At 62.7% G+C, this 21577-nt stretch carries 18 protein-coding genes; 5 read left to right on the top strand and 13 right to left on the bottom strand.

The window, feature by feature from the left end; genetic code table 11:
• Positions 1–262: 262 nt before the first annotated feature.
• Complete coding sequence (locus ABEH28_RS15665; protein ID WP_346630464.1) at positions 263–1537, bottom strand: glucarate dehydratase family protein; 1275 nt, start codon at positions 1535–1537, stop codon at positions 263–265.
• A gap of 31 nt (positions 1538–1568) precedes the next feature.
• A complete protein-coding gene (locus tag ABEH28_RS15670) occupies positions 1569–2855 on the bottom strand; it encodes an MFS transporter (RefSeq protein WP_197984002.1) in 1287 nt (428 codons plus the stop codon).
• A 238-nt stretch (positions 2856–3093) separates the two neighbouring features.
• On the opposite strand from ABEH28_RS15670, the gene ABEH28_RS15675 reads away from it, so the two are divergent.
• Positions 3094–3993 carry a LysR substrate-binding domain-containing protein gene (locus ABEH28_RS15675; RefSeq protein ID WP_346630465.1) on the top strand — a complete coding sequence of 300 codons (900 nt, stop codon included), beginning with the start codon at positions 3094–3096 and terminating at the stop codon, positions 3991–3993.
• A gap of 206 nt (positions 3994–4199) precedes the next feature.
• On the opposite strand, the gene ABEH28_RS15680 is transcribed toward ABEH28_RS15675, so the two are convergent.
• Positions 4200–5489 (bottom strand): MFS transporter, encoded by a 1290-nt coding sequence (locus ABEH28_RS15680; RefSeq protein ID WP_346630466.1) that lies wholly within the window; start codon positions 5487–5489, stop codon positions 4200–4202.
• A gap of 337 nt (positions 5490–5826) precedes the next feature.
• Here ABEH28_RS15680 and uxuA point away from each other — a divergent pair, with 337 nt between their 5' ends.
• Positions 5827–6870: a mannonate dehydratase gene (gene uxuA, locus ABEH28_RS15685; protein ID WP_346630467.1), complete on the top strand. Its 1044-nt coding sequence runs from the start codon at positions 5827–5829 to the stop codon at positions 6868–6870.
• 43 nt (positions 6871–6913) lie between these two features.
• Here the strand turns inward: uxuA and ABEH28_RS15690 are convergent, their stop codons facing one another.
• The 3 genes from ABEH28_RS15690 to ABEH28_RS15700 all read right to left on the bottom strand — a co-directional run bounded on the left by ABEH28_RS15690 (position 6914) and on the right by ABEH28_RS15700 (position 10020).
• Positions 6914–7621, bottom strand: a complete 708-nt coding sequence (locus ABEH28_RS15690; RefSeq protein WP_192173670.1) for a FadR/GntR family transcriptional regulator — start codon at positions 7619–7621, stop codon at positions 6914–6916.
• Positions 7622–7867: 246 nt separating this feature from the next.
• The gene (locus ABEH28_RS15695) at positions 7868–8998 is read right to left on the bottom strand and encodes a mannitol dehydrogenase family protein (RefSeq protein ID WP_346630468.1); all 1131 of its coding nucleotides are present in this window, start codon (positions 8996–8998) and stop codon (positions 7868–7870) included.
• An 11-nt stretch (positions 8999–9009) separates the two neighbouring features.
• The gene (locus ABEH28_RS15700; RefSeq protein ID WP_172611963.1) at positions 9010–10020 is read right to left on the bottom strand and encodes a zinc-binding alcohol dehydrogenase family protein; all 1011 of its coding nucleotides are present in this window, start codon (positions 10018–10020) and stop codon (positions 9010–9012) included.
• Between the two features lie 301 nt (positions 10021–10321).
• Between ABEH28_RS15700 and ABEH28_RS15705 the strand changes: the two genes are divergently transcribed.
• On the top strand, positions 10322–10723 hold the full coding sequence (locus ABEH28_RS15705) for a hypothetical protein (RefSeq protein ID WP_346630469.1): 402 nt from the start codon (positions 10322–10324) through the stop codon (positions 10721–10723).
• 53 nt (positions 10724–10776) lie between these two features.
• Here the strand turns inward: ABEH28_RS15705 and ABEH28_RS15710 are convergent, their stop codons facing one another.
• Positions 10777–11628, bottom strand: coding sequence for a DUF1989 domain-containing protein (locus tag ABEH28_RS15710; protein WP_346630470.1), 852 nt, complete (start codon positions 11626–11628; stop codon positions 10777–10779).
• Positions 11629–11836: 208 nt separating this feature from the next.
• Between ABEH28_RS15710 and ABEH28_RS15715 the strand changes: the two genes are divergently transcribed.
• Both ABEH28_RS15715 and iolG read left to right on the top strand, forming a co-directional pair.
• Positions 11837–12862 carry a LacI family DNA-binding transcriptional regulator gene (locus ABEH28_RS15715; protein WP_346630471.1) on the top strand — a complete coding sequence of 342 codons (1026 nt, stop codon included), beginning with the start codon at positions 11837–11839 and terminating at the stop codon, positions 12860–12862.
• Positions 12863–12920: 58 nt separating this feature from the next.
• Positions 12921–13919, top strand: coding sequence for an inositol 2-dehydrogenase (iolG, locus tag ABEH28_RS15720; RefSeq protein ID WP_346630472.1), 999 nt, complete (start codon positions 12921–12923; stop codon positions 13917–13919).
• A 252-nt stretch (positions 13920–14171) separates the two neighbouring features.
• Here the strand turns inward: iolG and ABEH28_RS15725 are convergent, their stop codons facing one another.
• The 6 genes from ABEH28_RS15725 to ABEH28_RS15750 all read right to left on the bottom strand — a co-directional run bounded on the left by ABEH28_RS15725 (position 14172) and on the right by ABEH28_RS15750 (position 21483).
• The gene (locus ABEH28_RS15725) at positions 14172–17273 is read right to left on the bottom strand and encodes an error-prone DNA polymerase (RefSeq protein ID WP_346630473.1); all 3102 of its coding nucleotides are present in this window, start codon (positions 17271–17273) and stop codon (positions 14172–14174) included.
• Complete coding sequence (locus ABEH28_RS15730; RefSeq protein ID WP_192173662.1) at positions 17270–18697, bottom strand: DNA polymerase Y family protein; 1428 nt, start codon at positions 18695–18697, stop codon at positions 17270–17272. Before ABEH28_RS15730 ends, ABEH28_RS15725 begins: the two co-directional genes overlap by 4 nt.
• Positions 18698–18704: 7 nt before the next feature.
• A complete protein-coding gene (imuA, locus tag ABEH28_RS15735) occupies positions 18705–19322 on the bottom strand; it encodes a translesion DNA synthesis-associated protein ImuA (RefSeq protein ID WP_346630509.1) in 618 nt (205 codons plus the stop codon).
• Positions 19322–19939 (bottom strand): transcriptional repressor LexA, encoded by a 618-nt coding sequence (gene lexA / locus ABEH28_RS15740; protein ID WP_346630474.1) that lies wholly within the window; start codon positions 19937–19939, stop codon positions 19322–19324. The genes imuA and lexA overlap by 1 nt, the downstream gene beginning before the upstream one ends.
• A gap of 109 nt (positions 19940–20048) precedes the next feature.
• Positions 20049–20852 carry an isocitrate lyase/phosphoenolpyruvate mutase family protein gene (locus ABEH28_RS15745; protein WP_346630475.1) on the bottom strand — a complete coding sequence of 268 codons (804 nt, stop codon included), beginning with the start codon at positions 20850–20852 and terminating at the stop codon, positions 20049–20051.
• 91 nt (positions 20853–20943) lie between these two features.
• A complete protein-coding gene (locus ABEH28_RS15750; RefSeq protein WP_346630476.1) occupies positions 20944–21483 on the bottom strand; it encodes a methylated-DNA--[protein]-cysteine S-methyltransferase in 540 nt (179 codons plus the stop codon).
• Positions 21484–21577: the final 94 nt, after the last annotated feature.

A 21577-nucleotide genomic window follows, 5' to 3' on the forward strand; every position in this document is an offset into this window, starting at 1 on the left:
CCAAGTCGCGATTGGCGGTGCTTGAACCTTTTGCGTATGAAGATCAAAAGCAGATCAAGAGCGGATCAAGAGCAGATCAAGAGCTTCCCGGCTGAAGCCGGTCCTACTGAATGCACGAGCTGCTGTTAGTGGGACTGGCTTTAGCCGGGAAGAGGCCGGTTCTGGCGGTCGAGGATTTTCGGGTTGGACCGTCCCTGTGGGAGCGAGCTTGCTCGCGAATGCGGTATCTCAAACACCCCCGATCATGCGGCCCACCCCAACCTCAATACCGTGGCTTCACCGCCTTCCACTCCGGTTTGTATTTCTGCATTTGCCGCACATCATCCCGCTGGCGAATCCCGCACGTCAGGAATTGGTCATTGAGTTTGCCCAGCTGGTCATAGTCCAGTTCAAGCCCCAACCCAGGCTCGCGGGTGAGGTGGACGCAGCCGTCGATGATGGGGAGTTTGCCGCCTTTGATGACTTCTTCGTCCGGTTCTTGCCACGGGTAGTGGGTGTCGCAGGCGAAGTCGAGGTTGGGGACGGCGGCGGCGACGTGGGTCATGGCCATGAGGCTGATGCCAAGGTGGGAGTTGGAGTGCATGGAGACGCCGAGGCCGAAGGTGTCGCACATTTTTGCCAGGGCCTGGGTGTCGCGCAGGCCGCCCCAGTAATGGTGGTCGGCGAGGACGATCTGCACGCTGTTCAGCGCGACGCTGCGGCGGAATTCGTCGAAGTCGGTGACGACCATGTTGGTCGCCAGCGGCAGGCCGGTGCGTGTGTGCAGTTCGGCCATGCCTTCCAGCCCCGGCGTCGGGTCTTCGTAGTATTGCAGGTCATCGCCGAGCAGTTCGGCCATGCGGATCGAGGTTTCCAGCGACCAGTTGCCGTTCGGGTCGATACGCAGCGGATAGCCCGGGAAGGCCTTTTTCAGCGCTTTGATGCAGGACACTTCGTGCTCGGGGTCCAGGGCGCCGGCTTTGAGTTTGATGCTTTTGAAACCGTACGCTTCGATCATCCGCCGCGCCTGGGCGACGATCTGTTCTTCGCTCAGCGCTTCTCCCCAGCTGTCTGGCGCGTAGGGCGAATCGGCGTGTTGGGCGTATTTGAAGAACAGGTACGCACTGAACGGCACGCGGTCGCGAACGGCACCGCCCAGCAGGTCAACCAGTGGCAGGTTCATGGAACGTGCCTGCACATCCAGAAACGCCACTTCGAACGCCGAATAGGCATTGCTCACCGCTTTGCTGGCGTGTGAACCCGGCGCCAATTCGGCACCGGCAACGCTCGCCGGCTTGTTTGCAGAAACGGTCGCTTTGACCACCGCACGCAAGTGGTTGAGGTTGAACGGGTCCATGCCGATCAACTGGCTCTGCAACTGCTGCTGAATCGCCAGGGCCGGGGCATCGCCGTAGCTTTCTCCCAGGCCGAGGTAGCCGTTGTCGGTTTCGACTTCAATGATCGAGCGCAGGGCAAACGGCTCGTGGATGCCGCTGGCGTTGAGCAACGGCGGATCGCGGAAGGCAATCGGGGTGACGGTGACGCGTGTGATTTTCAAATGACTTCTCCCGGTCAATCAGGGTGTGAGGCTAGGGTTTGACGCTTGACGATGAGCTGAGCGACGCGGCTGCTCGCAGTGGCGCAGCGTCCTCAAGCTTTGGGCGGTGTGGGTCGCCTTTCGGTGTGGTACGGGCGAAAAAGATCACCACGGCCGCCACCAATGAGGTGAGTGCCAGGCCGTACATGCCGCCTTGAATGGAGCCGGTTTTCTGCTCCAGAAAGCCGAACGCGGTGGGCGCCACGAAGCCGCCGAGGTTGCCGATCGAGTTGATCAGCGCGATCACCGCCGCTGCGATGCGCGCGTCCAGATAGCCTTGGGGAATCGGCCAGAACAGCGCGGACGCCGCTTTGAAACCGATGGCCGCAAAGCAGATGGCGACGAAGGCGAAGATCGGCCCGCCGACGGTGGACATGAACATTCCGCAGGCGGCAATCACCAGGGTGACCGCTACCCACGCCTGTTGATGTTTGAAGCGAGCCGCCAGCGCCGCGAAGCCATACATGGCGATGATCGAGATGATCCACGGAATCGAGTTGAACAGGCCGACTTCGAAATCGCTGAGGCTGCCCATCTTCTTGATCATGCTCGGCAGCCAGAACGTCGCCCCGTAGATGGTCAGGGCCACGGAAAAGTAGATGAAGCAAAAGAGCATGATCTGCCGGTCGGCGAGCAGCTTGAAGATCGACGGCTTGATCACTTGCGCCGCTTCCCGGGCGCGCTGTTCGGCGTCGATGGCGCTGATCAGTGCGCCCTTCTCTTCTTCGCTCAGCCACTTGGCATCCCGGGGATGGGACTGCAGCCAGAACCAGACAAAACCGCACAGGGCGATGGAGGCGAAGCCTTCGATGATGAACATCCACTGCCAGCCGTGCAGGTTCATGCCGCTGACGCCGAGCAACGCCCCGGACACCGGCCCGGAAATCACCGACGCAATGGCCGAGCCGCTGAGAAAGATCGCCATGGCCTTGCCGCGTTCGCTCGAAGGCAGCCACTGAGTGAAGTAATAAATGATGCCGGGGAAGAACCCCGCTTCGGCCGCGCCGAGGATGAAGCGCAGCACATAGAAACTGGTTTCGCCGCGCACGAAAGCCATGGCCATCGCCGCTGCGCCCCAGGTGAACATGATGCGCGTCAGCCAGGCGCGGGCGCCGAAGCGTTGCAGGAGCATGTTTGACGGGACTTCGAACAGCGCGTAGCCGACGAAAAACAGCCCGGCGCCGAGCCCGTAGGCCGCGGCGCCGATGCCCAGGTCGGTTTCCATGTGGCTGCGGACGAAGCCGATGTTGACCCGGTCGATGTAGTTGACGATGAACATGATCACGAACAACGGCAACACATGACGCTTCACTTTCGCGGCCGCGCGGGCCAGAACAGTGGGATCGGCGTTATGAGTGGGTTCACTAATGGGAACGGTGCGGTTCAAGGTGCGACTCCCGGTCTTTGTATTTTTTTTGGGATGAGCGTGGGAAATGCAGGTGATGAGCCGATCATGGACCGCCACATTGTTCCCGTCTAATCTAGATTGACTGTTGATTGATACCCGGAATAGATCAATGTTCGAGCTTGCCCAGCTACGTTGCTTCACCACCGTCGCCACCGAACTCAACTTCCGCCGGGCTGCCGAACGGCTGAACATGACCCAGCCACCGCTGAGCCGGCAGATCCAGTTGCTTGAGCATTCCTTGGGGGTTCAGCTGTTCAACCGCAACACCCGCAGCGTCGCCTTGACCGCGGCGGGCCGGGCATTTTTCATCGAAGCCCAGACGCTGCTGGAACGTGCGCATCAGGCGGCCATCGCGGCGCGGCGCTTTGCCGAGGGCGACATCGGCTCGGTGACCATCAGCTTCGTCGGTAGCGCGGTGTACGAGTTTCTGCCACGGGTGATCGCCGAAGCGCGGCAGAACCAGCCCCACGTGAAAATCTCCCTCACCGAACTCAATACCTATCAGCAACACGAAGCCCTGCGCGCCCGGCGCATCGATCTGGGCATCGTGCGCGCGCCGCTGCTGCAGCCCGGTTATGAAACCGAATGCCTGGTCCGCGAACCCTTCGTGCTGGCGGTGCCCAGCAGTCATCCGCTGGCCAACGCCCGGAACATCAGCGTGCAGGACCTCGACGCCCAGCCCTTCCTGATGTACTCCCACTCGGCATACCCGCCGTTCAACGAACTGCTCACCGGCATGTTTCGCTCGGCGCAAGTGGCGCCGGAGTACGTGCAGTGGCTGGGTTCGTCGCTGACCATTCTGGCGCTGGTGAATGCCGGCATGGGCCTGGCGCTGGTGCCGCGTTGCGCCACGAATGTGGTGTTCAAGGGCGTGACGTTCCGCGACATCGATCTCGGTGAAGGGGTGCAGAGCGAGCTGCACCTGGTCTGGCGCTCGGACAACGACAACCCGGCGTGTCAGATGCTGCTGGAGGCGATTCGCGCGGCGGTGAAAGCCGAAGGGGTGTGAAGCGGCTTCAGCCGGGAATGCGTCGGTGGTTACACCGCAAAGGTGGCGGTGCCTGCACTGGCCTCTTCCCGGCTTAAGCCGGTCCCACTAAACCATCCGCGTGCATTCAATGGGACTGGCTGGAACGCCGACTTGTGGGACCGGCTTCAGCCGGGAAGGCGTCGGTGGGCACACCGCAACAGTAATGCCCACATCCGACCTAACACTCAGGTGCGCTGGGCGACTGCCGATGCATCCAGCGGCGCGGCATCCTCCGGCGTGATCGAAAACGGCTCGATCTTGCCGACAATGAACAGATAGCTGAACGCCCCCAGCAGCGCAAACGCCCCGGCGGTGAGCAGCGGCGCGGTGAACGAGCCGTTGCCGATCACCAGCATGAAGCCGGTGAAAGTAGTGATGAAGATGCCGGCGGTATTCGATGCGAAGTTCTGAATGCCACCGATCGAGGCTACATGGGCCGGGGTCGGCGCGACGTCAGCCGGCAGGCACCAGATGCTCGCGCCGGCAAACGCCAGGCTGGCGTAGGCCAGGCTGAAAAAGCCGAGCATCGCGTAGGTGCCATCGACGAACACCGACAAGGAAATGCTCGACGACATCAGCATGCCGCCGACGATGCAGGTCTTGCGCGCAGCGGTCAGGCTCCAGCCCCGGCGATACAGCGCGTCGGAGGTCAGCCCGCCGATCCAGCCGCCGACGATGGACGCGATCGCCGGAATGGTACCGAGTGTTCCGAGGGATTTCAGCGAGAAACCGCGTTCGGTGACCAGGTAGGTCGGGAACCAGGTGATGAAGAAATAGATCACGAAGTTCAGGCAGAAGAAGCCCAGCATCATCCCCCACAGGGTGCGGTGACGAAACAGCGACGCCCATTTCACTTTCGGCCGTGCGGCGAGGGTCGCCGCCTTGCCCGCTTCGTGCTGCTCGATGGCCGCAACCGCTTGAGGCTCTTTGTAGATCAGGAACCAGCCCACGACCCAGATCAAACCCACTGCGCCGGTGATGATGAACGAGGCGCGCCAGCCCCACAGCTCGATGATCAGCGCCACCAGCGGGATGGACAACGCCGAGCCGACCCGCGAGCCGCTGTCGAAGATGCTGGTGGCAAAGCCGCGCTCCTTGACGTCGAACCACTGGCTGACGATTTTCGCGCAGGACGGATACGCCCCCGCCTCCCCCACGCCGAGCATCAGGCGGCAACCGAACATCGCCGCCAGGCTCCCGGCCGCCGCCGTGGCCGCCGTGAACAGCGACCACCAGGCCACCGCGAGGGGCAGCGCGATGCGCGCGCCGACCTTGTCGACGAACCAGCCAAACGGCATTTGCATGAGTGCGTAGGTCCAGAAGAAACCGCTGAGCAGCAGGCCCATTTGCCCTGAGCCCAAACCGAGTTCTTTCTGGATATAGGGGGCGGCAACCGCGAGGTTAGCCCTGTCGATGTAGTTGATGGCCACCGCGAGGAAGCACAGAAAAATTACCAACCAGCGCCCTTTCTGCATGGCGAGTCCTCCTAATTATTTTTATGAGTAAGACGTCGTTAGAGCTTCGTCTAGCGCCCGGGCCCTGATTCACACGCTGTTTACCGAGGGATAAAGCATCCTTCGGGAACCGCAGAATTGGCCTGACCAAATATCCGAATGCAGCCGATACTAGACCCGCAATCCGGGTTATGGAAATCGAAAAGGCGATTTATTTGCCGATTTATGGCTCGACGGTCGGGATTTGCATAATTTGGCCTGACCAATCTATGCTGCTGCGCACGCCACGCTCAGCCCGGCTTCAATGAAGCACTGGCGGTCTTGAGCGGCCCGCTCCCATAACAACAAGGACTGCGCAATGAAAATGACCTTCCGTTGGTACGGCGACAGCGATCCCGTCACCCTGCCCTATATTCGTCAGATCCCCGGCATGACCGGCGTGGTCTCCGCCATTTACGACATCCCGGTGGGCGAGGTCTGGCCGCTGGAGAAAATCGCCGCCCTCAAGGCCACGGTGAATGCCCACGGCCTTGAGCTGGAGGTCATCGAGAGCGTGCCGGTCCACGAAGACATCAAGCGCGGCCTGCCTTCCCGCGATCAATTGATCGACAACTACGGCCAGACCCTGCGCAACCTGGCCGCCTGCGGAATCAAGGTGGTTTGCTACAACTTCATGCCGGTGTTCGACTGGACCCGCTCGACCCTGGCCATGGAGCTGCCGGACGGTTCGACCACCCTGGCGTTCGACGTGGCGGTGATCGAGCAGGCGAATCTCGACAACGGCATCAGCCTGCCCGGCTGGGACGTCAGCTACGAGCCGGAAGTCCTGCGCGCGCTGATCAACGAATACGCGCAGGTCGACGAGGCCACTTTGCGCGAGCGACTGGCGTATTTTCTGGAGCGGATCATTCCGGTGGCGAAAGATGCGGGCATCAAAATGGCCCTACACCCGGACGACCCTCCGCGCTCAATGTTCGGCATGCCACGGGTGGTGAAGAACCGCGAGGACCTGGCGCACATTCTGGCGATGGTCGATGACCCGGCCAATGGCCTGACGCTGTGTTCAGGCTCCCTCGGCGCCGATCTGGGCAATGACGTCCCGTCGCTGGTGCGGGAATTTGGCGGTCAGGGGCGCATTCACTTCGCCCATCTGCGCAATGTGAAGGTCAACGAAGCCGGTGATTTCTACGAAACCGCGCACCGCTCGGAAGACGGCTCGCTGGACATGGCCGAGATCGTCAAGGCCTACGTCGAGACCGGCTTCGAGGGCTATTACCGCCCTGACCACGGGCGGATGATCTGGGGTGAAACCGGCAAACCGGGCTACGGCCTGTACGACCGGGCGCTGGGCGCGGTGTATTTGAATGGCTTGTGGGAAGGGATTCGCAAGACCATGGCGTGAGGCTGAGGACCTTTGAACAGCACCGCCTTGCGGCGGGCGCCTGTTAACGCAACTCCGCGTCCATCCCGTCCAGCCAGCGCGCTTCGGACCGGCGCAGGTGTTCGCGCATGGCGGTCTGGGCGCCGATCAGGTCGCGGGTCTGCACGGCGTGCAGGATGGCTTCGTGCTCGGCCACCGCCATGGCCCAGGTTTCGCGGGTTTCGGAGTGTTCGCTGACGTGGGCGGTAAGCGGGCTGTACCGCTCTTCGAACAGGGACGTGATGATGCGCACCAGGGTCGAGTTGCCGCTCATTTTCGCCAGCCGCTGGTGGAATTTGCGGTCGTCGTCCAGTGCCGGCACGCCTTTGAGCGCACCCTCGCGCATCTTGTCGATGCACCCCTGCAGGTAGCGGAAATCAGCTTTGCTGCCGTGCAGACAGGCCAGCATCACGCTCTCGCCTTCGATCAACGCCCGGGCCTGCATCAGCTCTGACGGGCTCTCGCCCAGGGTGCGGGTTTTGCCTTTGACGCCCAGCAGGTGCTCGCAGACATAGATGCCGGAACCCATGCGAATCTCGACGCTGCCTTCGATTTCCAGGGCGATCAGGGCTTCGCGCAAGGACGGACGAGAGACCCCGAGCAACTGCGCCAGATCACGTTCAGGCGGCAGCCGCGCGCCGGGGGCGATGCCATGCTTGCGAATGTGCTCGCGCAATCGGTCGGCAGTGATCTGGTAAAGGCGGCGTTCGGGGGCTGGGCTTGGCGCGGTCATCAATCACGTTCCATCAGGATGCGCCGGAGGATATCACAGGCGTTGGGGCGCCTTGTCAGGTGGCCTTGCGGGCGGTGAACAACCTTAATTTATGATTGTTCCCCACGCTCCGCGTGGGAACACATCCCCTGACGCTCTGCGTCACACGAGGGGACGCGGAGCGTCCCGGGCGGCATTCCCACGCGGAGCGTGGGGACGATCATCAATGGATGCATCCCATTTAGTAGGACCGGCTTTAGCCGGGAATCAATCCGCCAACGCTCCCTTGAGCGTCGGCTGCTCCAACCCAGCAATCCCCCGCCCCATCTCCACCACCGGCAAGAACCTGCGGCGTTTCTTCTCATCGTGATTCTGCGCGATGTCGGCAATCCTGTGCTGCAAAAACGGGTTCAAAAAACGATCGCGAACGCTGGCCAGATAATCCCGCGCCTGATCCCCTTGGCCCTTCGCCGCAAACACCGGCAGCACCTCCCGCTCCCACAGATCCTCCAGGCTCTCGCGCAGCAGCGGGTCGTTCATTGCCTGAAACACGATTTCGTCGGACGGCCTGCCATCCTTCAACCACCGCTCGGCCAGCCAGGTGTGCCCGAGGTTGAGCATGAACAATTTGTACTGCTCGTACTGCTCAAGCTGATCCGTCACTACCACGCAAGGGTGCGTACACGGCAGCACCAGCCCCGGCTGACGCTCAATGGCCCAGATCGCGTACGGCTCGGCGATGGCACCCACTGGCTGAATCGGCTGCGAGACGATGCGATCAACCAACGAATTCGCCCAGCGACAGGTGTCGCGCAGGTAGTGGGCAAACCCGCTATCGATGCCCCACTCCGCCGCCAGCGCAATGATCAGGTCGCGCAGCACATCGCCGTTGCGCGAGACCAACTCACAGGGGAACAGCGACAACGGCGCCTCAGGATTCGCCTGCCAGCGGTCATGGAGCAACACCAGCAGTTTCGCCGGAAAATTCTGGGGCGTCGGCGCCTCGGCGGCTAGGCAAGACGCCGTGTCCGCCGCATCCAGCACGTAGCCTTTGTCACCCGTGTTGGAGATGACCACCTGCACGTCGTGCCGTATCGCCTGACGAATCAACGTCCAGTCGGGACCGGCTTGCAGCGCGCCGGCAACCGATGTGGACCAATACTCCTCATCCACCGTGCGACCGCTTTCCGCGCCCTGAATGCGCACCGGATACCCCGTGCCACCGGCCAACGCCGCAACTCGCTGGGCGCTGTCGGCGCTGCCGGTGGTTTGCACGACGGTGATTCTGCCCAGCGCTTCGCCCTTCTCCAGGGCCTGGGAAATGAACAGGTCAGCATGGGCCTGAAGAAAACGGCTGGTGCCGAACTGCAGAATGGGGGTGAATGGGGTCGCGTGCATGCCCGCGCCTCCTAGCATTCGACGATGGCTTTGACGACCCGCTGGGCAGGGTCGAGCAGTGTGGTGAAGCGCTCGGTCACTTCGCTGAGGGCCATGCGGTGGGTGTTGAGCGCTGCGTCGGGGATCAAGCCGTCGCGCAGGCATTGCTCGACGTAGCGGAAGTCTTCGACGGTGGCGTTGCGACTGCCCATCAGGGTCGCTTCGCGCTTGTGAAATTCAGGGTCGGAGAAGCTGATGGTGTCGCGAACGATGGACACCAGCACGTACTTGCCGCCGTGGGCAATGAACTCGAAACCGCGCTCCATGGCCTTGGCGTTGCCGGTGGCGTCATACACCACATCGAAAAACTCGCCCTGGGTCAGTTGCTCCAGTTGCTGCTTGTCGTCTGCGCCGATCAGCACGGCCGAATCGATCTGCAGGTGCTGCTTGCAGAACGTCAGGCGGTCCTCGCGGGTGTCGAGCACAGTGACTTTCGCCCCCCGCAGGCGGGAGAAAATCGCCACCGCCATGCCGATCGGGCCAGTGCCGACCACCAGCGCTCGTTGGCCGGATTGCACGTCCGAGCGACGCACCGCATGGGCGCCAATGGACAGAAACTCGATCATGGCCGCCTGATCCAGCGTCACGCCGTCGGCCTTGAGTACGAAGCCGTGGGGCAGGCTCAGGTATTCAGTGAACGCGCCGTCGCGGTGGACGCCCAGCACTTGAATGCGCACGCAGCAATTGGTCTTGCCCTGGCGACAGGCGATGCAGTCGCCACAGGACAGGTATGGCATCACATAGACCACGTCGCCGGGCTCAAGGCCACTGCCCGCCTCGCTTTGCTCGACGATGCCGGAGAATTCGTGGCCCATGACCCGGGGGTATTCAAGGAACGGCTGATTGCCGTTGAAGATGTGCAAATCAGTACCGCAAACCCCGACCCGCTTGATGCGAACCAGCGTCTCGCCGGGTGCGCGTTCGGGTTTCGGACGGTCGAGGGCCAGCAGGGAACCGGGTTTTTCGCAGACGACGGTGAGCATCTTCTCTCTCCAGACCAGGCACGCCGGCGCCGCTGAAACGGCTTGAGCCACAGGTAACCGGGCAGTGATCTTGTTGTTGTGAGGTGGTGAATGGATTCTGGAAGCGCGGGCCGCAGTTGCAGTGGCTTGGGCGATGACAAGTGCGGCGCTGCAGGAAAAAACTACACAGCCGCCCGACCATTGGCAAGACCAATTAGGCAATTAAGCTATTGGCCTTACCAAATTAGCCCTTCAAGTTTTAGGAGCGATTGCCCGTGCCACAGCTATAAATCCCCTCCACCCATGGTTATGATCGGAGCCCATGAATTCCCCATTGCCGATCCGCTCGCCCTGCCCGCCCGGCGCCTGTCAATGCGACCGCGACCGACTGTTGGAGCTGGAGGGCGCGGACGTGCGCATCCTTCGCCTGACCCGTCAGGAAGAAAAACGTCTTCTTGATCGACTGGAAAATATCGCCAGCCTGGAAGATCTGCAGCGCCTGCAACAGCGGATGTTCGAGCAACTCGGCATCCGCCTCGATGTCGCCCCCGGCTTCAATGAAGTGCGCAGCATGCGCGGCATGGTCATCGACATCGCCGAATTGCCCGGCATGTGCCGCAAGACCCGCGCCGCGATCCCTGCGGCCATACGCCGGGGCCTCGAAAAGAACCCCGAGATCGCCTGGCGCCTGCTCAACGCCCACGACTTGTTGCGGGATGCCTGACCACAGTGACAGGCCCTCAGGGTCTGGCACCGGAAACCAGCATCCATACCGCCTCAGTTCTCCCAGTCAGCCTTGTCGATCTTCAACCCGTGCAGACCGTTGTAGGCCGCGCGTTTAGGCTGCTCCCAGCCCTGGAGCAACGCCGCATCAATGTCGTAGATTTCGACGCCCAATGGCCGGCACACGGTCAGCGGATCCTGGGCATCCGGGCCCCACATTGGCAATGAAAGGTCGCCGCCGGGGCACGTTGACAACGCGCAAAGCAGGTCGATTTCGGCGAAGAACTCAAGGTAATCGCCCTGTTTGGCCGGGCAGGCTTTCATGAAATAAAGATCGTCGTGATTCAAGCCGGTGCACTGGAAGATGTTCAGCACGTCGTGCACGTCGAATTCGGTCAGGCCGTGGGGCAACACGGCGCGGGTCAGGTTCGAATGGCAGTGATGGTGAAAGTCTTCGCCGGTGAGCATCTTGTTGACGTAGGGATCGCAGCGGGTGCCGAGCAGGTCATGCAGCCGACCGCCATGTTCGTCGATGCCATAGCTGGCGAGGCTATCGTCGGTGATGGTGACCATCGGCCGCAGGAACGGCAGGTTCGACCACAACCGGTCATGGGTTGTGACATGGGCGCCCTGCAATTGCCGGGTGCGCGCGGCCCACATGCGTTCGCGCGGGTCATCGGCGCTCCAGACATTGAAGTCGCCCACTTGCGGGCCCACCGGGGTGGTCACGCGGAACACCTGCCCGGCCTTGACCTTCCACGCCCGCCCGGTACGGATCGGCACTTCGAACTGCTCGACCAGGGTGCGGCTGTCCTGCGCCTCACGGATGCGTTGATAAAACGCCGTGTCGACCTGCAGCGCCGAGCCTTTGCTGACCTGATAAGCAACGGGATAGTCTTTGTACATGGGTGCTCCTGGCGAGTGATTGACTTCTAAGGGATTTGAGCACAGCACAGCCCGTGCCAATGGCTTTCAGAGATTAACGAACCTCCCTGATTTGGAATTTAATTTCCATCTGTACAAGCAATAGAACTGCGGCTAGCATTGCGACAGCCTCACCGAGGCCCCGAATCGACCTCAACAAGACCTCATCGAGAGGCTTCAGGGGATTCACATGCTCGACCGCGCCAGACGTTTCTCCATCAAGCAGATCGCAACCCAGGCCGGCGTGAGCAAGGCGACGGTCGATCGCGTCCTGCATCAGCGCGGCAGCGTGCATTACCAGACCCACCGCCGCATTCACCAGGCCCTCGAAGAACTCGAAGCCCAGGAAAAATCCGGGCCTGCGGTGGGCCGCACCTTTCATATCGACGTCATCCTGCACACGCCCAAGCGCTTCAGCGACGCGGTGCAGGAGGCGGTTCTCGCCCAGCTCGGCAGTCTGGCGCCGTTTCGGATCTTTCCGCGCTTTCACCTGTATCAGGCCATCGGCACACAGCAGATGCACGACCTGATTCTGCGCTGCGTCGAAAAAGGCAGTCAGGGCCTGATCATCAAGGCGGCGGATGAATTGCCGATCAACGAAGCGGTGAATCAGGCCACGGCGGCGGGTGTGCCGGTGGTGACCTTTGTTTCCGATCTGCCCCAGAGTGAGCGCATCGGTTACATCGGCATGGACAATCGCACTGCCGGGCAGACCGCGGCGTACCTGATGTCGCGCTGGCTGGACGATGCCGCCCAGGACGTGGCCGTGGTGATCAGCAGTGAGCTGTTTCGTGGCGAGGAAGAGCGAGAAATGGGTTTCCGCACCTGGCTGCGCAGCCGTGCGGCGCATTTGCGCGTCGTCGACGTCACCGGAGGGTTCGGGGTGCATGAGCCGACTTTCGAGAAAGTGACTCGAGCGCTGCAGGACAATCCGTCGATCAAGGCCATTTACAGCGTCGGCGGCGGCAACCGCGCGATCGTCGAAGCCTTCGCCGCACTGGATCGCCCCCTTGAGGTGTTCATCGGCCACGACCTCGATCAGGAAAACCGCCAACTGCTGGCGGAAGAAAAGATTGCCGCGATCATCGATCACAACCTGCAGGTCGACGCCCGCAACGCGTTTCTGCACATCCTGCAGTTTCATCGGCTGTGGAAGGCGGTGCCGATTCCCGTTTCCCACGTGCAGGTGGTCACGCCGTTCAACCTGACGCACTGATGTGCAGCCGCACCCGTTACGCCGATCACCCCATAACAACAATCCCGGAGATCCCCCCATGCTACGCATTGCTGTCCTCGGCGCAGGCCGTATCGCCAACATTCACGCAGCCAACGTGGCCGCCAATCCCAACGTACAACTCACGGTGATCGCTGACCCCTGGCGCGAAGGGGTTGACACCCTCGCCGGAAAGCTGCGCTGCGCCGCGGCCTATGACTGCGCCGAAGCCATTGCCCGTGACGACGTGGATGCGATTGTCATCGGCACGCCCACCGACACCCACATCGACCTGATGCTGCGGGCGGTCAAGCTGGGCAAACCGGTACTGTGCGAGAAACCCATTGATCTGGATTTCGCCAAAGCCGCCCGCGCGGTGGAAGAGATCGAGCGCCTGAACGGCAAAGTGATGCTCGGTTTCAACCGCCGCTTCGACCCCGACACCCTGCAGATGCGCAAGTCCATTGCCCGCGGGGACATCGGCGAGGTGCGCCAGGTGGTCATCACCAGCCGTGATCCGGGTCTGGCGCCGGTGGAATACCTGACCCACTCCGGCGGCATCTTCCGCGACATGACCATCCATGATTTCGACACCGCGCGCACGCTGCTCGGCGAAGAACCCATCGAAGTCATCGCCATCGCCAGCCGACTGGTGGAGCCCGCACTGGCGCAAATCGACGACTACGACAGCGTGATGGTGCTGCTGCGCACCGCCTCCGGAAAACAGTGCCACATCAATTGCTGCCGCGAAGCCGTGTACGGCTATGACCAGCGCCTGGAAGTGTTCGGCTCCAAGGGGATGATCCTCAACGACAACCATCGCCCGAGCACCGTGCGCAGCTACAGCGCCACGCAGACCGAAGTGCGTGAGCCGCTGGAGAATTTCTTTCTCGAGCGTTATGCCGCTTCGTATCGCATCGAGCTGAACCAGTTCATCGACGCGGTGCGGGGCAACGAAACCCTGCCCACCAACGCCCGCGACGGCTTGAGAGCCCTGCATCTGGCCAACTGCGCCATCGAATCGATCAAGACCGGGCGGGCGGTGAAGGTGGAAATCTGAGTCGCGGAGAAACGCGTCGCCCGAAATCAGGATCGGGCAGGTGAACATTTTGTGGGGGATTGCCCGTCGTCAAGACGACACGGTATCGCGCAGCAGATGCGGTCCATGTGGGAGTGAGCTTGCTGACGAAGACAGCATTCCAGTCGCCAAAGATTCTGCGGATGGACGGCCCTTTCCGCGAGCAAGCTCGCTCCCACAATGTTTATCGCCGGCATCTCGGCAATCACGTCATGTTCGACGTTTCCCTGCGCATCACTTGAAATCCCGGCTGCGCACATCAAGTCCGGTGAGCATTGGCGTGAGGTCGAACAATCGCTGGGCGATGACGTGACGCACGCCCTTCTGGAATTCGAACTTGCCGAACACCTGCATCAACTGCGACCCCACCAGCACCTTGCGTTGACGCTCGGCCAGATCACGCCAGACCACGACGTTGATCATTCCGTGTTCGTCTTCCAGCGTCACAAAGGTCACGCCACTGGCGGTGCCGGGCCGTTGTCGACCGACGACAAGCCCGGCGACGCTGAAACTGCGGCCATGCTCTTCATCGAGCAAATCCTTGGAACTGCGAAAACGCTTCGCTGCCAGTTTAGAGCGCAGCAAGGCCAGCGGATGCGGGCCGAGTGTGGTGCCGAGGGTGTCGTAATCGGCAGCAAGGTCCTGGGCGACACTCGGCAGCGGCAGCGCGACCTGGGCCTCTTCGCCAAAATAGTCGTCCCCGAACAACGGCCGTTGCATCTCGACGCCGGCGATCTCCCAGCGCGCCCGGTGCCGATGCCCCACCAGCCCGCGCAGGGCGCCGGAATCCGCCAGCGCAGCACGGGCCCGGTTGTCCAGTTCGGCGCGAATGCACAGGTCGGCCACGTCCTTGAAATCTCGGACACCACGGGCCTGTTCAATGCGCGTGGCGTCCTCCTGGCGGAACCCCTTAATCATGCGCAGGCCCATGCGAATGGCCAGGTTCTGGTTGTATTCGCGGCCGGCAACCGGCTCGAGCGAACAGTCCCAGTCGCTGTAACGCACGTCCACCGGGTGCACGTCGATCTGATGGCGGCGGGCGTCCTGCAGCAATTGATCCGGGCTGTAAAAACCCATGGGCCAGCTGTTGATCAGCGCGCAGGTAAAGGCTGCCGGTTCGTGGCACTTGAGCCAGCAACTGGCGTAGGTCAGCAGGGCGAAACTGGCGGCGTGGGATTCCGGAAAGCCGTAGCTGCCGAAGCCCTTGATCTGCTCGAAAATGCGCTGGATGAACTCGTCCGGGTAACCCTTTTCCTTCATGCGCTCGCTCAAGCGGATCCGATGGGGCTCAAGACCGCCGTGGCGCTTCCAGGCGGCCATGGAACGTCTCAGTTGATCCGCCTCGCCGGGGGAATAATCAGCAGCGACGATCGCCAGTTGCATGACCTGTTCCTGAAAAAGGGGCACGCCCAATGTGCGTTCGAACACCACTTTCAGTTCATCGGACGGGTAGGTCACCTCCTCTTCTCCGTTCTTGCGGCGCAGATACGGGTGGACCATACCGCCCTGAATCGGCCCGGGGCGGACGATGGCGACCTCGATCACCAGGTCATAGAAGGTGTTGGGTTTCAAGCGCGGCAGCATGGACATCTGCGCCCGCGACTCGATCTGGAACACGCCGATGGTGTCGGCGCGGGTGATCATGTCGTAGGTCGGTTTGTCCTCGGCGGGGATCGTCGCAAGGGTCAGGTCGTAACCGCGATAACCTCTGACCAGATCGAATGTCCGGCGCAGGGCGCTGAGCATGCCCAGGGCGAGGATATCGACTTTGAGCAGGCCGACCAGATCGAGGTCGTCCTTGTCCCACTGAATGATGGTGCGGTCCGCCATGGCGGCGTTTTCGACGGGCACCAGGGTTTCCAGCGGATGCTCGGAAATCACGAAACCGCCGGGGTGCTGGGACAGATGCCGGGGGAAGCCGATGAGTTCGCCGGTCAGCGTCAGTACCCGCCGCAGGATCGGGCTGTCGGGTTCGAAACCGGATTCGCGCAGGCGTTCGGCGGGCGGCATGCTGTCGCTCCAGCGGCTGAAGCAGTCCGCCAGGGCGTTGATCTGGTCGGGCGGCAAACCGAGGACCCGCGCCACATCCCGTACGGCCCCCGCACCGTGGTAGGTACTGGCAACGGCGGTGAGCGCCGCCCTGCCCCGGCCGTATCGACGGAACACGTATTGCAGCACTTCCTCGCGCCGTTCGTGCTCGAAATCCACGTCGATGTCCGGGGGCTCGTCGCGCTCTTCGGAGATGAAACGCTCGAACAGCAGATTGCTTTTTGACGGGTCCAGCTCGGTGATGCCCAGGGCAAAACACACCGTGGAGTTGGCCGCCGAGCCCCGACCCTGGCAGAGGATATGCTGCTCGCGGGCGAAGCTGACGATGTCGTGCACCGTGAGGAAGTAACTCTCGTAACGCTTGGCCGCGATCACTTTCAGCTCTTTTTCGATGTTGCTGCGGGCGACGTCTGGCACGCCCTGAGGCCAGCGACGGCTGGCGCCCTGCTCGGTCAGGTGCCGTAACCAACTGCTGGGGGACTGGTCAGGCGGCACCAGTTCATGGGGGTATTCGTAGCGCAATTCACTGAGGTCGAAGGTGCAGCGCCGGGCGATGTTCACGGTTTCAATCAGCAGGCTCGACGGATACAGCTCGCCCAGCACCAACAGCGGTCGCAAATGCCGCTCGCCGTTGGAAAAAAGCCGATGGCCTGCCTCCGCCACGGTGGTGTGATGGCGAACGGCGCTCATGGTGTCCTGCAAGGCCCGACGACCGCGGGTGTGCATGTGCACGTCGCCACTGGCAACGGCAGGAATCGCCATGGCCCGTGCCATGCCGAGCAAGGTGTTCAGACGCTTTCGATCATCCGGACCGCAATGCAACTCGACACTCAGCCACAGATTCTGCTGAAAAACCCCGCGCAGCCAGTCACCTTGTTCCCGCCGCGTCGGGACGTCCTGTTCAAGATCCGGCAGCCACAGCGCCAAAAGCCCCGAGAGCGGCGGCTGGAAGTCCTCGCGCAGCAAGCGGTATTCGCCTTTCTTGCTACGGCGCCGACCCTGGGTGATCAAGCGACACAGGGCTTGGTAACCGGCGAGATTCTCCACCAGCAAGACGATTTTCGGGCCGTTCTCGACGGTGATTTCGCTGCCGATGATCAGCGGCAGCTCACATTCCTTCGCCGCCTGCCAAGCCCGCACAATGCCCGCCAGGGTGCATTCATCGGTGATCGCCAGCGCTTGATAGCCATGCAGTTTGGCCCGCTCGAACAGCTCCTTCGCACTCGACGCCCCACGCTGGAAGCTGAAGTTCGACAGGCAATGCAGCTCGGCGTATGCCCCGCTCATGCGAACCAGCCGTGCAGCAACAGGCTGCTGTCGCCGACGCTGCGGTACGCCCAGCCGCGCTGGCCGTTGCGGGTTTCGACGAGGTAATAGTCGCGGCGCACGTCGCCGCCGTCCCACCAGCCCGACTCGATGCGCTCCGGCCCGGCCAGCACGCGCACGCCCGGCTCGGTCAGTAACTCGGGCTCAGGCAACAGCCAGCCGGGGCGCGGCACTTTATGGGTCAGCACCAGCGGCTTGTTCGGGCAAGCGGGCAGCGAGGCGTGTTCCGGACGATGGTCGGCATTGAAGCCCAGGCCAGCGACCGCTTCATCCCCAAGCCGTGCGCGCAAACGCTCGCGCAGTTGCTCCCAGGGCATGGTCTGCTGCGGACGGTCGTCGAACAGCTCGCGGTGGGTGGGCACGAAGGCCGGCAGATCCTTGGCCTGCAATCGCAACGCGCGCACCGGCGACGGCACTTCGACTTGCTCCAGACGGCCCCGCGCCAGCTCGAACAGCATGTTGGCTTCGCGCTCGGCACTGAGCAGGCCGACGGGAATCTGTGTGTCCGGGGCCACGCTGCCGACGCTTGGCACGTGTTCCAGATGAATCACGAAACGTTGCACGCCGCTGTCGCGCCCGGCCAGAAACACCGCCAGATCGGCAATCATGCGCTTGAGCGGGAACAGCAGCGCCTGATGGGATTCGACGTCGAAATTCAGCTCGATACGGGTATCGAAACGGTCCGGCGGCACATAACACTCCAGCCCCATGGGCCGGCGCCCGAACAGCGTGTCGAGGTGTTGCAGGACCGCCGCCGGGAAACGCCGGGCCAGGGTGTCACGGGGCAACGCCTGAACCTGTCGCACGCGATGCAGGCCCATGCGCGCCAGGGCCGTGGCCACCTCGGTTGGCAGGCCGATGCGGTTGACCGGCATCTGTGCCAGCACCTCATGCAGCGTGTCGCCATCGGTCACGGCGAGACCATCATGGGCGTTGGCAAGCATGCGGGCCGCCAGCGGATTGGGTGCCGCGACGATGCGGTGGGTGAAGCCCAGCTCGGTCAGTTCCTGACGCAGACGCGCTTCGAAGACCGGCCACGGCCCGAACAGGCCAAAGCTGGATTCAACCTCCATCAACAGCACGCGCGGGTACTTGAGGCTGACATGGGAACTGAAACGGTAGGCCCAGGCCGCCAGCAAACGATGCCAGCGCTCGGTTTCGTCGGGGTCGTATTCGACGGTGGCGAATTCACGGGTCATGGCATGGGCTGCGGTTAACGACTGGCCGGCACGCAGGCCCATTGCCCGGGCCGCCGGGTTGACCGTCTGCAGCACCCGGCGCTGCGCCGTGCCGCTGATCAGCGCCAGCGGTTCTTCAGGGTTTTCGCGACGACGTATGACGCCGTCCAGCGCCAGCTGCGGCAGGAGGACACAAGCCCAGAGCATGGCAACCTCAAGCGTCAGCAGTGAACGGAACGGGGGAAGCAGGCGGCAGCCCGCCGCGACACTTGAGCACCCGCAACTGGCTTGGGCGAGCGTCGATGGCAATGCGCAGCGCGGCCGGTGACGGATTGGCGGCCGCCTCGTGCCCGCGACAGGCAAAGGCGAGGGTTTCACCGGTTTCGGCCGCCACCTGCAACCGACGCAAGGCACGGTCGTCGACCTTGGTCGGCCAGCACAGCACTGCGCCGCAACTGCCCGAGCGCAGGCATTGCTCCACCGCCCATAGGGCATCGCGCTCGTTGGCGTGGATGATCGACAACTGCCTCAGGTCGATGCCCGCCATCTGCCAGGCCTGGGCATAGGGGAGATAGGGAGGCGCAACCAGCACGATGCGTTCGCCGCTGTCAGCAAGCCGCGCCAGGGTCGGCCACATCAGCCGCAGTTCACCACTGCCGTTGGCCGCCACCAGCACTTCGGTCATCGCCGCAGGGGGCCAGCCTCCCATGGGCAACGCCGCGTCGAGGGCCGCATGGCCGGTGGGCTGGGCGGCAACCGAAGGCGTCTGCTGACGCCCCTTCCAGACGCGCCGCTCGTCCAGCAGCGCGTCGAGGCTGACCACCGCGCCCATCATTCCCGGCGCACCAGGCCACAGAACACACCTTCGATGGCGAAGTCCTGGTCGGGCCGAACAATGATGGGTTGATACGCCGGGTTGCGCGGCAGCAAACGCAGCTGATCATCGCCGCGCTCAAGGCGCTTGATGGTCACTTCGCCGTCCAGCCGGGCCACGATGATCTGCCCGTCGCGGGCGTCGGCGCTTTGCAGGATGCCCACCAGATCGCCATCAAAGATGCCGTCGTCGATCATCGAGTCCCCGCTCACCCGCAGCAGGTAATCCGGGACGCGCATGAAGGTGCGGCTGTCCAGCGTGAAGGTGTCGTGGTTATCGAGGTCGGGGCCAATGGGCGCACCGGCGGCCACCCGACCGAGGACGGGAAAGTCGAGCATCTGCGGCCGCGGACGGGTGTCCACCAGCCGGATGCCGCGGGCCTGGTTGGCGGTGACTTCGATCAAACCGGCATCGGTGAGCGCCACGATGTGCTTGCGCGCGACACTGCGGGAAGCAAATCCGAAGGCTTCGGAAATTTCAGCCAGGCTGGGAGGCTGGCCATTCTGGGCGATGCGATCTCGAATGAACGTGAGGATGGCAGCGCGTTTTGGGGATAGGGTCGTCATGGAGCACATTTGTACTCTTCTCAACTAAACCTGACTAGCGCCTCTTGTCGATCCGGCTGCAATTTTTGTAACAGAGCGGCGATCAAGGGAATCGCCACCCTGCTCAAAAGCCCTTTCTTTAGCGCTCAAACATCGCTTGAATCTGCGGATACGCGAGGCTGGTCTCGATGACCGTTTCCGAGCGCCCTTCCTCCAGAAAGCCCCGTGCCAGTTGCTCGGCCTGTCCCCACAAGGTCTGGGCGATGCTGGATCCGGCGCTCAACCGGCGAACGCCCAATGCGGCCAACGCATCGGCGGCGGGCAGTCCCTGTCGCGCCAGCAGATTGAGGGGCAGACCGATGCCTGCAACGACGGCTTTGATCTGCTCGACATCCACCAGGGCCGCGACGAACAGGCCGTCCGCACCCGCCTCCCTGTAAAGCTGGCCTCGCTTCAGGGTTTCCTTCAGGCGCAACTCATCAGCGACCAGACTCGCCAGGTAAACGTCCGTTCGGGCATTGATAAAGACGTCCAGCCCGTTACGGGCCGCCATGCTTTTGATCGCCTCGATCTTGCGGGCCAGCAGATCCGGCGCGTCGGAACCGTCCTCGATATTGATGCCGACCGCCCCGACGTCCAGCACCCGCTTGACGTTCTCCGCAGCGGTTTGCGGGTCGTCCGCGTAGCCGTTTTCCATGTCCACCGACAGCGGCACCTTGATCAACCGCGCGATGCTGGCCGCGACGCTGACCGCAATGTCAACCGGAAACACACGGCCATCGGCATAGCCCTGGGCCCAGGCGACCCCGGCGCTGGTGGTTGCAATGGCAGTGGCGCCGAGGCTTTCGAACAGCCGCGCGCTGCCCGCATCCCAGGCATTGGGCAGGCGCAAGACGGTGGATTGGTGGTGCAGTGAGCGAAACGTCTGAGCGGAACCGGGCATGATCATCTCCATTGATTTAAGGGTCGGCCGTTGCGTACGTTTTCAAGCGGCGTGTTGCGTGAAGCTTTGCGTAAACCGTGAAGCGATTGATTCAGAACAGTGACGCCTGGGTCGAAGCCGCCGCCATGACGCGCCTTCCCCGCTGTACCGGCTGATATCCCTCCAGGGTCAGCAGCAGATGCTTGGCGTCGAGGCCACCCGCAAAACCGGTCAGCGCACCGGAGCTGCCGATTACACGGTGGCAGGGGGCGATGATCGAAATGGGGTTTTTGCCGTTGGCCGCACCGACCGCGCGCACGGCGGCGGGGTTGCCGATCTGCAGGGCAATGTCGAGATAACTGCGGGTTTCGCCGAAAGGAATATTCAGCAAGGCCTGCCAGACTTTCTGCTGAAATTCGGTGCCATGGAATTCGAGTTCAAGCTCGAAGCGCTGACGGCGACCTGCAAAGTATTCGGCGAGCTGGCGTTCGGTCCGGTCAAGAATAGCGCTGCCGTCATCTTCGCTCATGGCTCCGAGCAGCACGCGGTTCGGGCGGTCGTTTTCCCACAGCACGGCGGCCAGACGCGGGCCCTTGGCGATCAGTTTCAGCTGCCCAACCGGGGAATCGATGAAACGGTAGGTGAAGGTCATCGTCTGGCTCCTGCTCTGGTTTTTACTCTCGATACGGGCGCGCCGGGATTAACTGGAATCGTCCGTACGCCGACATACTACTCGCGCGCCCTTC

The organism is Pseudomonas sp. Ps21-P2, assembly GCF_039672565.1.
Lineage (GTDB): Bacteria > Pseudomonadota > Gammaproteobacteria > Pseudomonadales > Pseudomonadaceae > Aquipseudomonas.

Bases quoted from the DNA above. Each gene is read 5' to 3' on its own strand.
- ABEH28_RS15670 (WP_197984002.1), bottom strand. From the start codon at position 2,855: ATGTTCATCGTCAACTACATCGACCGGGTCAACATCGGCTTCGTCCGC.
- ABEH28_RS15675 (WP_346630465.1), top strand. From the start codon at position 3,094: ATGTTCGAGCTTGCCCAGCTACGTTGCTTCACCACCGTCGCCACCGAA.
- ABEH28_RS15680 (WP_346630466.1), bottom strand. From the start codon at position 5,489: ATGCAGAAAGGGCGCTGGTTGGTAATTTTTCTGTGCTTCCTCGCGGTG.
- uxuA (WP_346630467.1), top strand. From the start codon at position 5,827: ATGAAAATGACCTTCCGTTGGTACGGCGACAGCGATCCCGTCACCCTG.
- ABEH28_RS15690 (WP_192173670.1), bottom strand. From the start codon at position 7,621: ATGACCGCGCCAAGCCCAGCCCCCGAACGCCGCCTTTACCAGATCACT.
- ABEH28_RS15695 (WP_346630468.1), bottom strand. From the start codon at position 8,998: ATGCACGCGACCCCATTCACCCCCATTCTGCAGTTCGGCACCAGCCGT.
- ABEH28_RS15700 (WP_172611963.1), bottom strand. From the start codon at position 10,020: ATGCTCACCGTCGTCTGCGAAAAACCCGGTTCCCTGCTGGCCCTCGAC.
- ABEH28_RS15705 (WP_346630469.1), top strand. From the start codon at position 10,322: ATGAATTCCCCATTGCCGATCCGCTCGCCCTGCCCGCCCGGCGCCTGT.
- ABEH28_RS15710 (WP_346630470.1), bottom strand. From the start codon at position 11,628: ATGTACAAAGACTATCCCGTTGCTTATCAGGTCAGCAAAGGCTCGGCG.
- ABEH28_RS15715 (WP_346630471.1), top strand. From the start codon at position 11,837: ATGCTCGACCGCGCCAGACGTTTCTCCATCAAGCAGATCGCAACCCAG.
- iolG (WP_346630472.1), top strand. From the start codon at position 12,921: ATGCTACGCATTGCTGTCCTCGGCGCAGGCCGTATCGCCAACATTCAC.
- ABEH28_RS15725 (WP_346630473.1), bottom strand. From the start codon at position 17,273: ATGAGCGGGGCATACGCCGAGCTGCATTGCCTGTCGAACTTCAGCTTC.
- ABEH28_RS15730 (WP_192173662.1), bottom strand. From the start codon at position 18,697: ATGCTCTGGGCTTGTGTCCTCCTGCCGCAGCTGGCGCTGGACGGCGTC.
- imuA (WP_346630509.1), bottom strand. From the start codon at position 19,322: ATGGGCGCGGTGGTCAGCCTCGACGCGCTGCTGGACGAGCGGCGCGTC.
- lexA (WP_346630474.1), bottom strand. From the start codon at position 19,939: ATGTGCTCCATGACGACCCTATCCCCAAAACGCGCTGCCATCCTCACG.
- ABEH28_RS15745 (WP_346630475.1), bottom strand. From the start codon at position 20,852: ATGCCCGGTTCCGCTCAGACGTTTCGCTCACTGCACCACCAATCCACC.
- ABEH28_RS15750 (WP_346630476.1), bottom strand. From the start codon at position 21,483: ATGACCTTCACCTACCGTTTCATCGATTCCCCGGTTGGGCAGCTGAAA.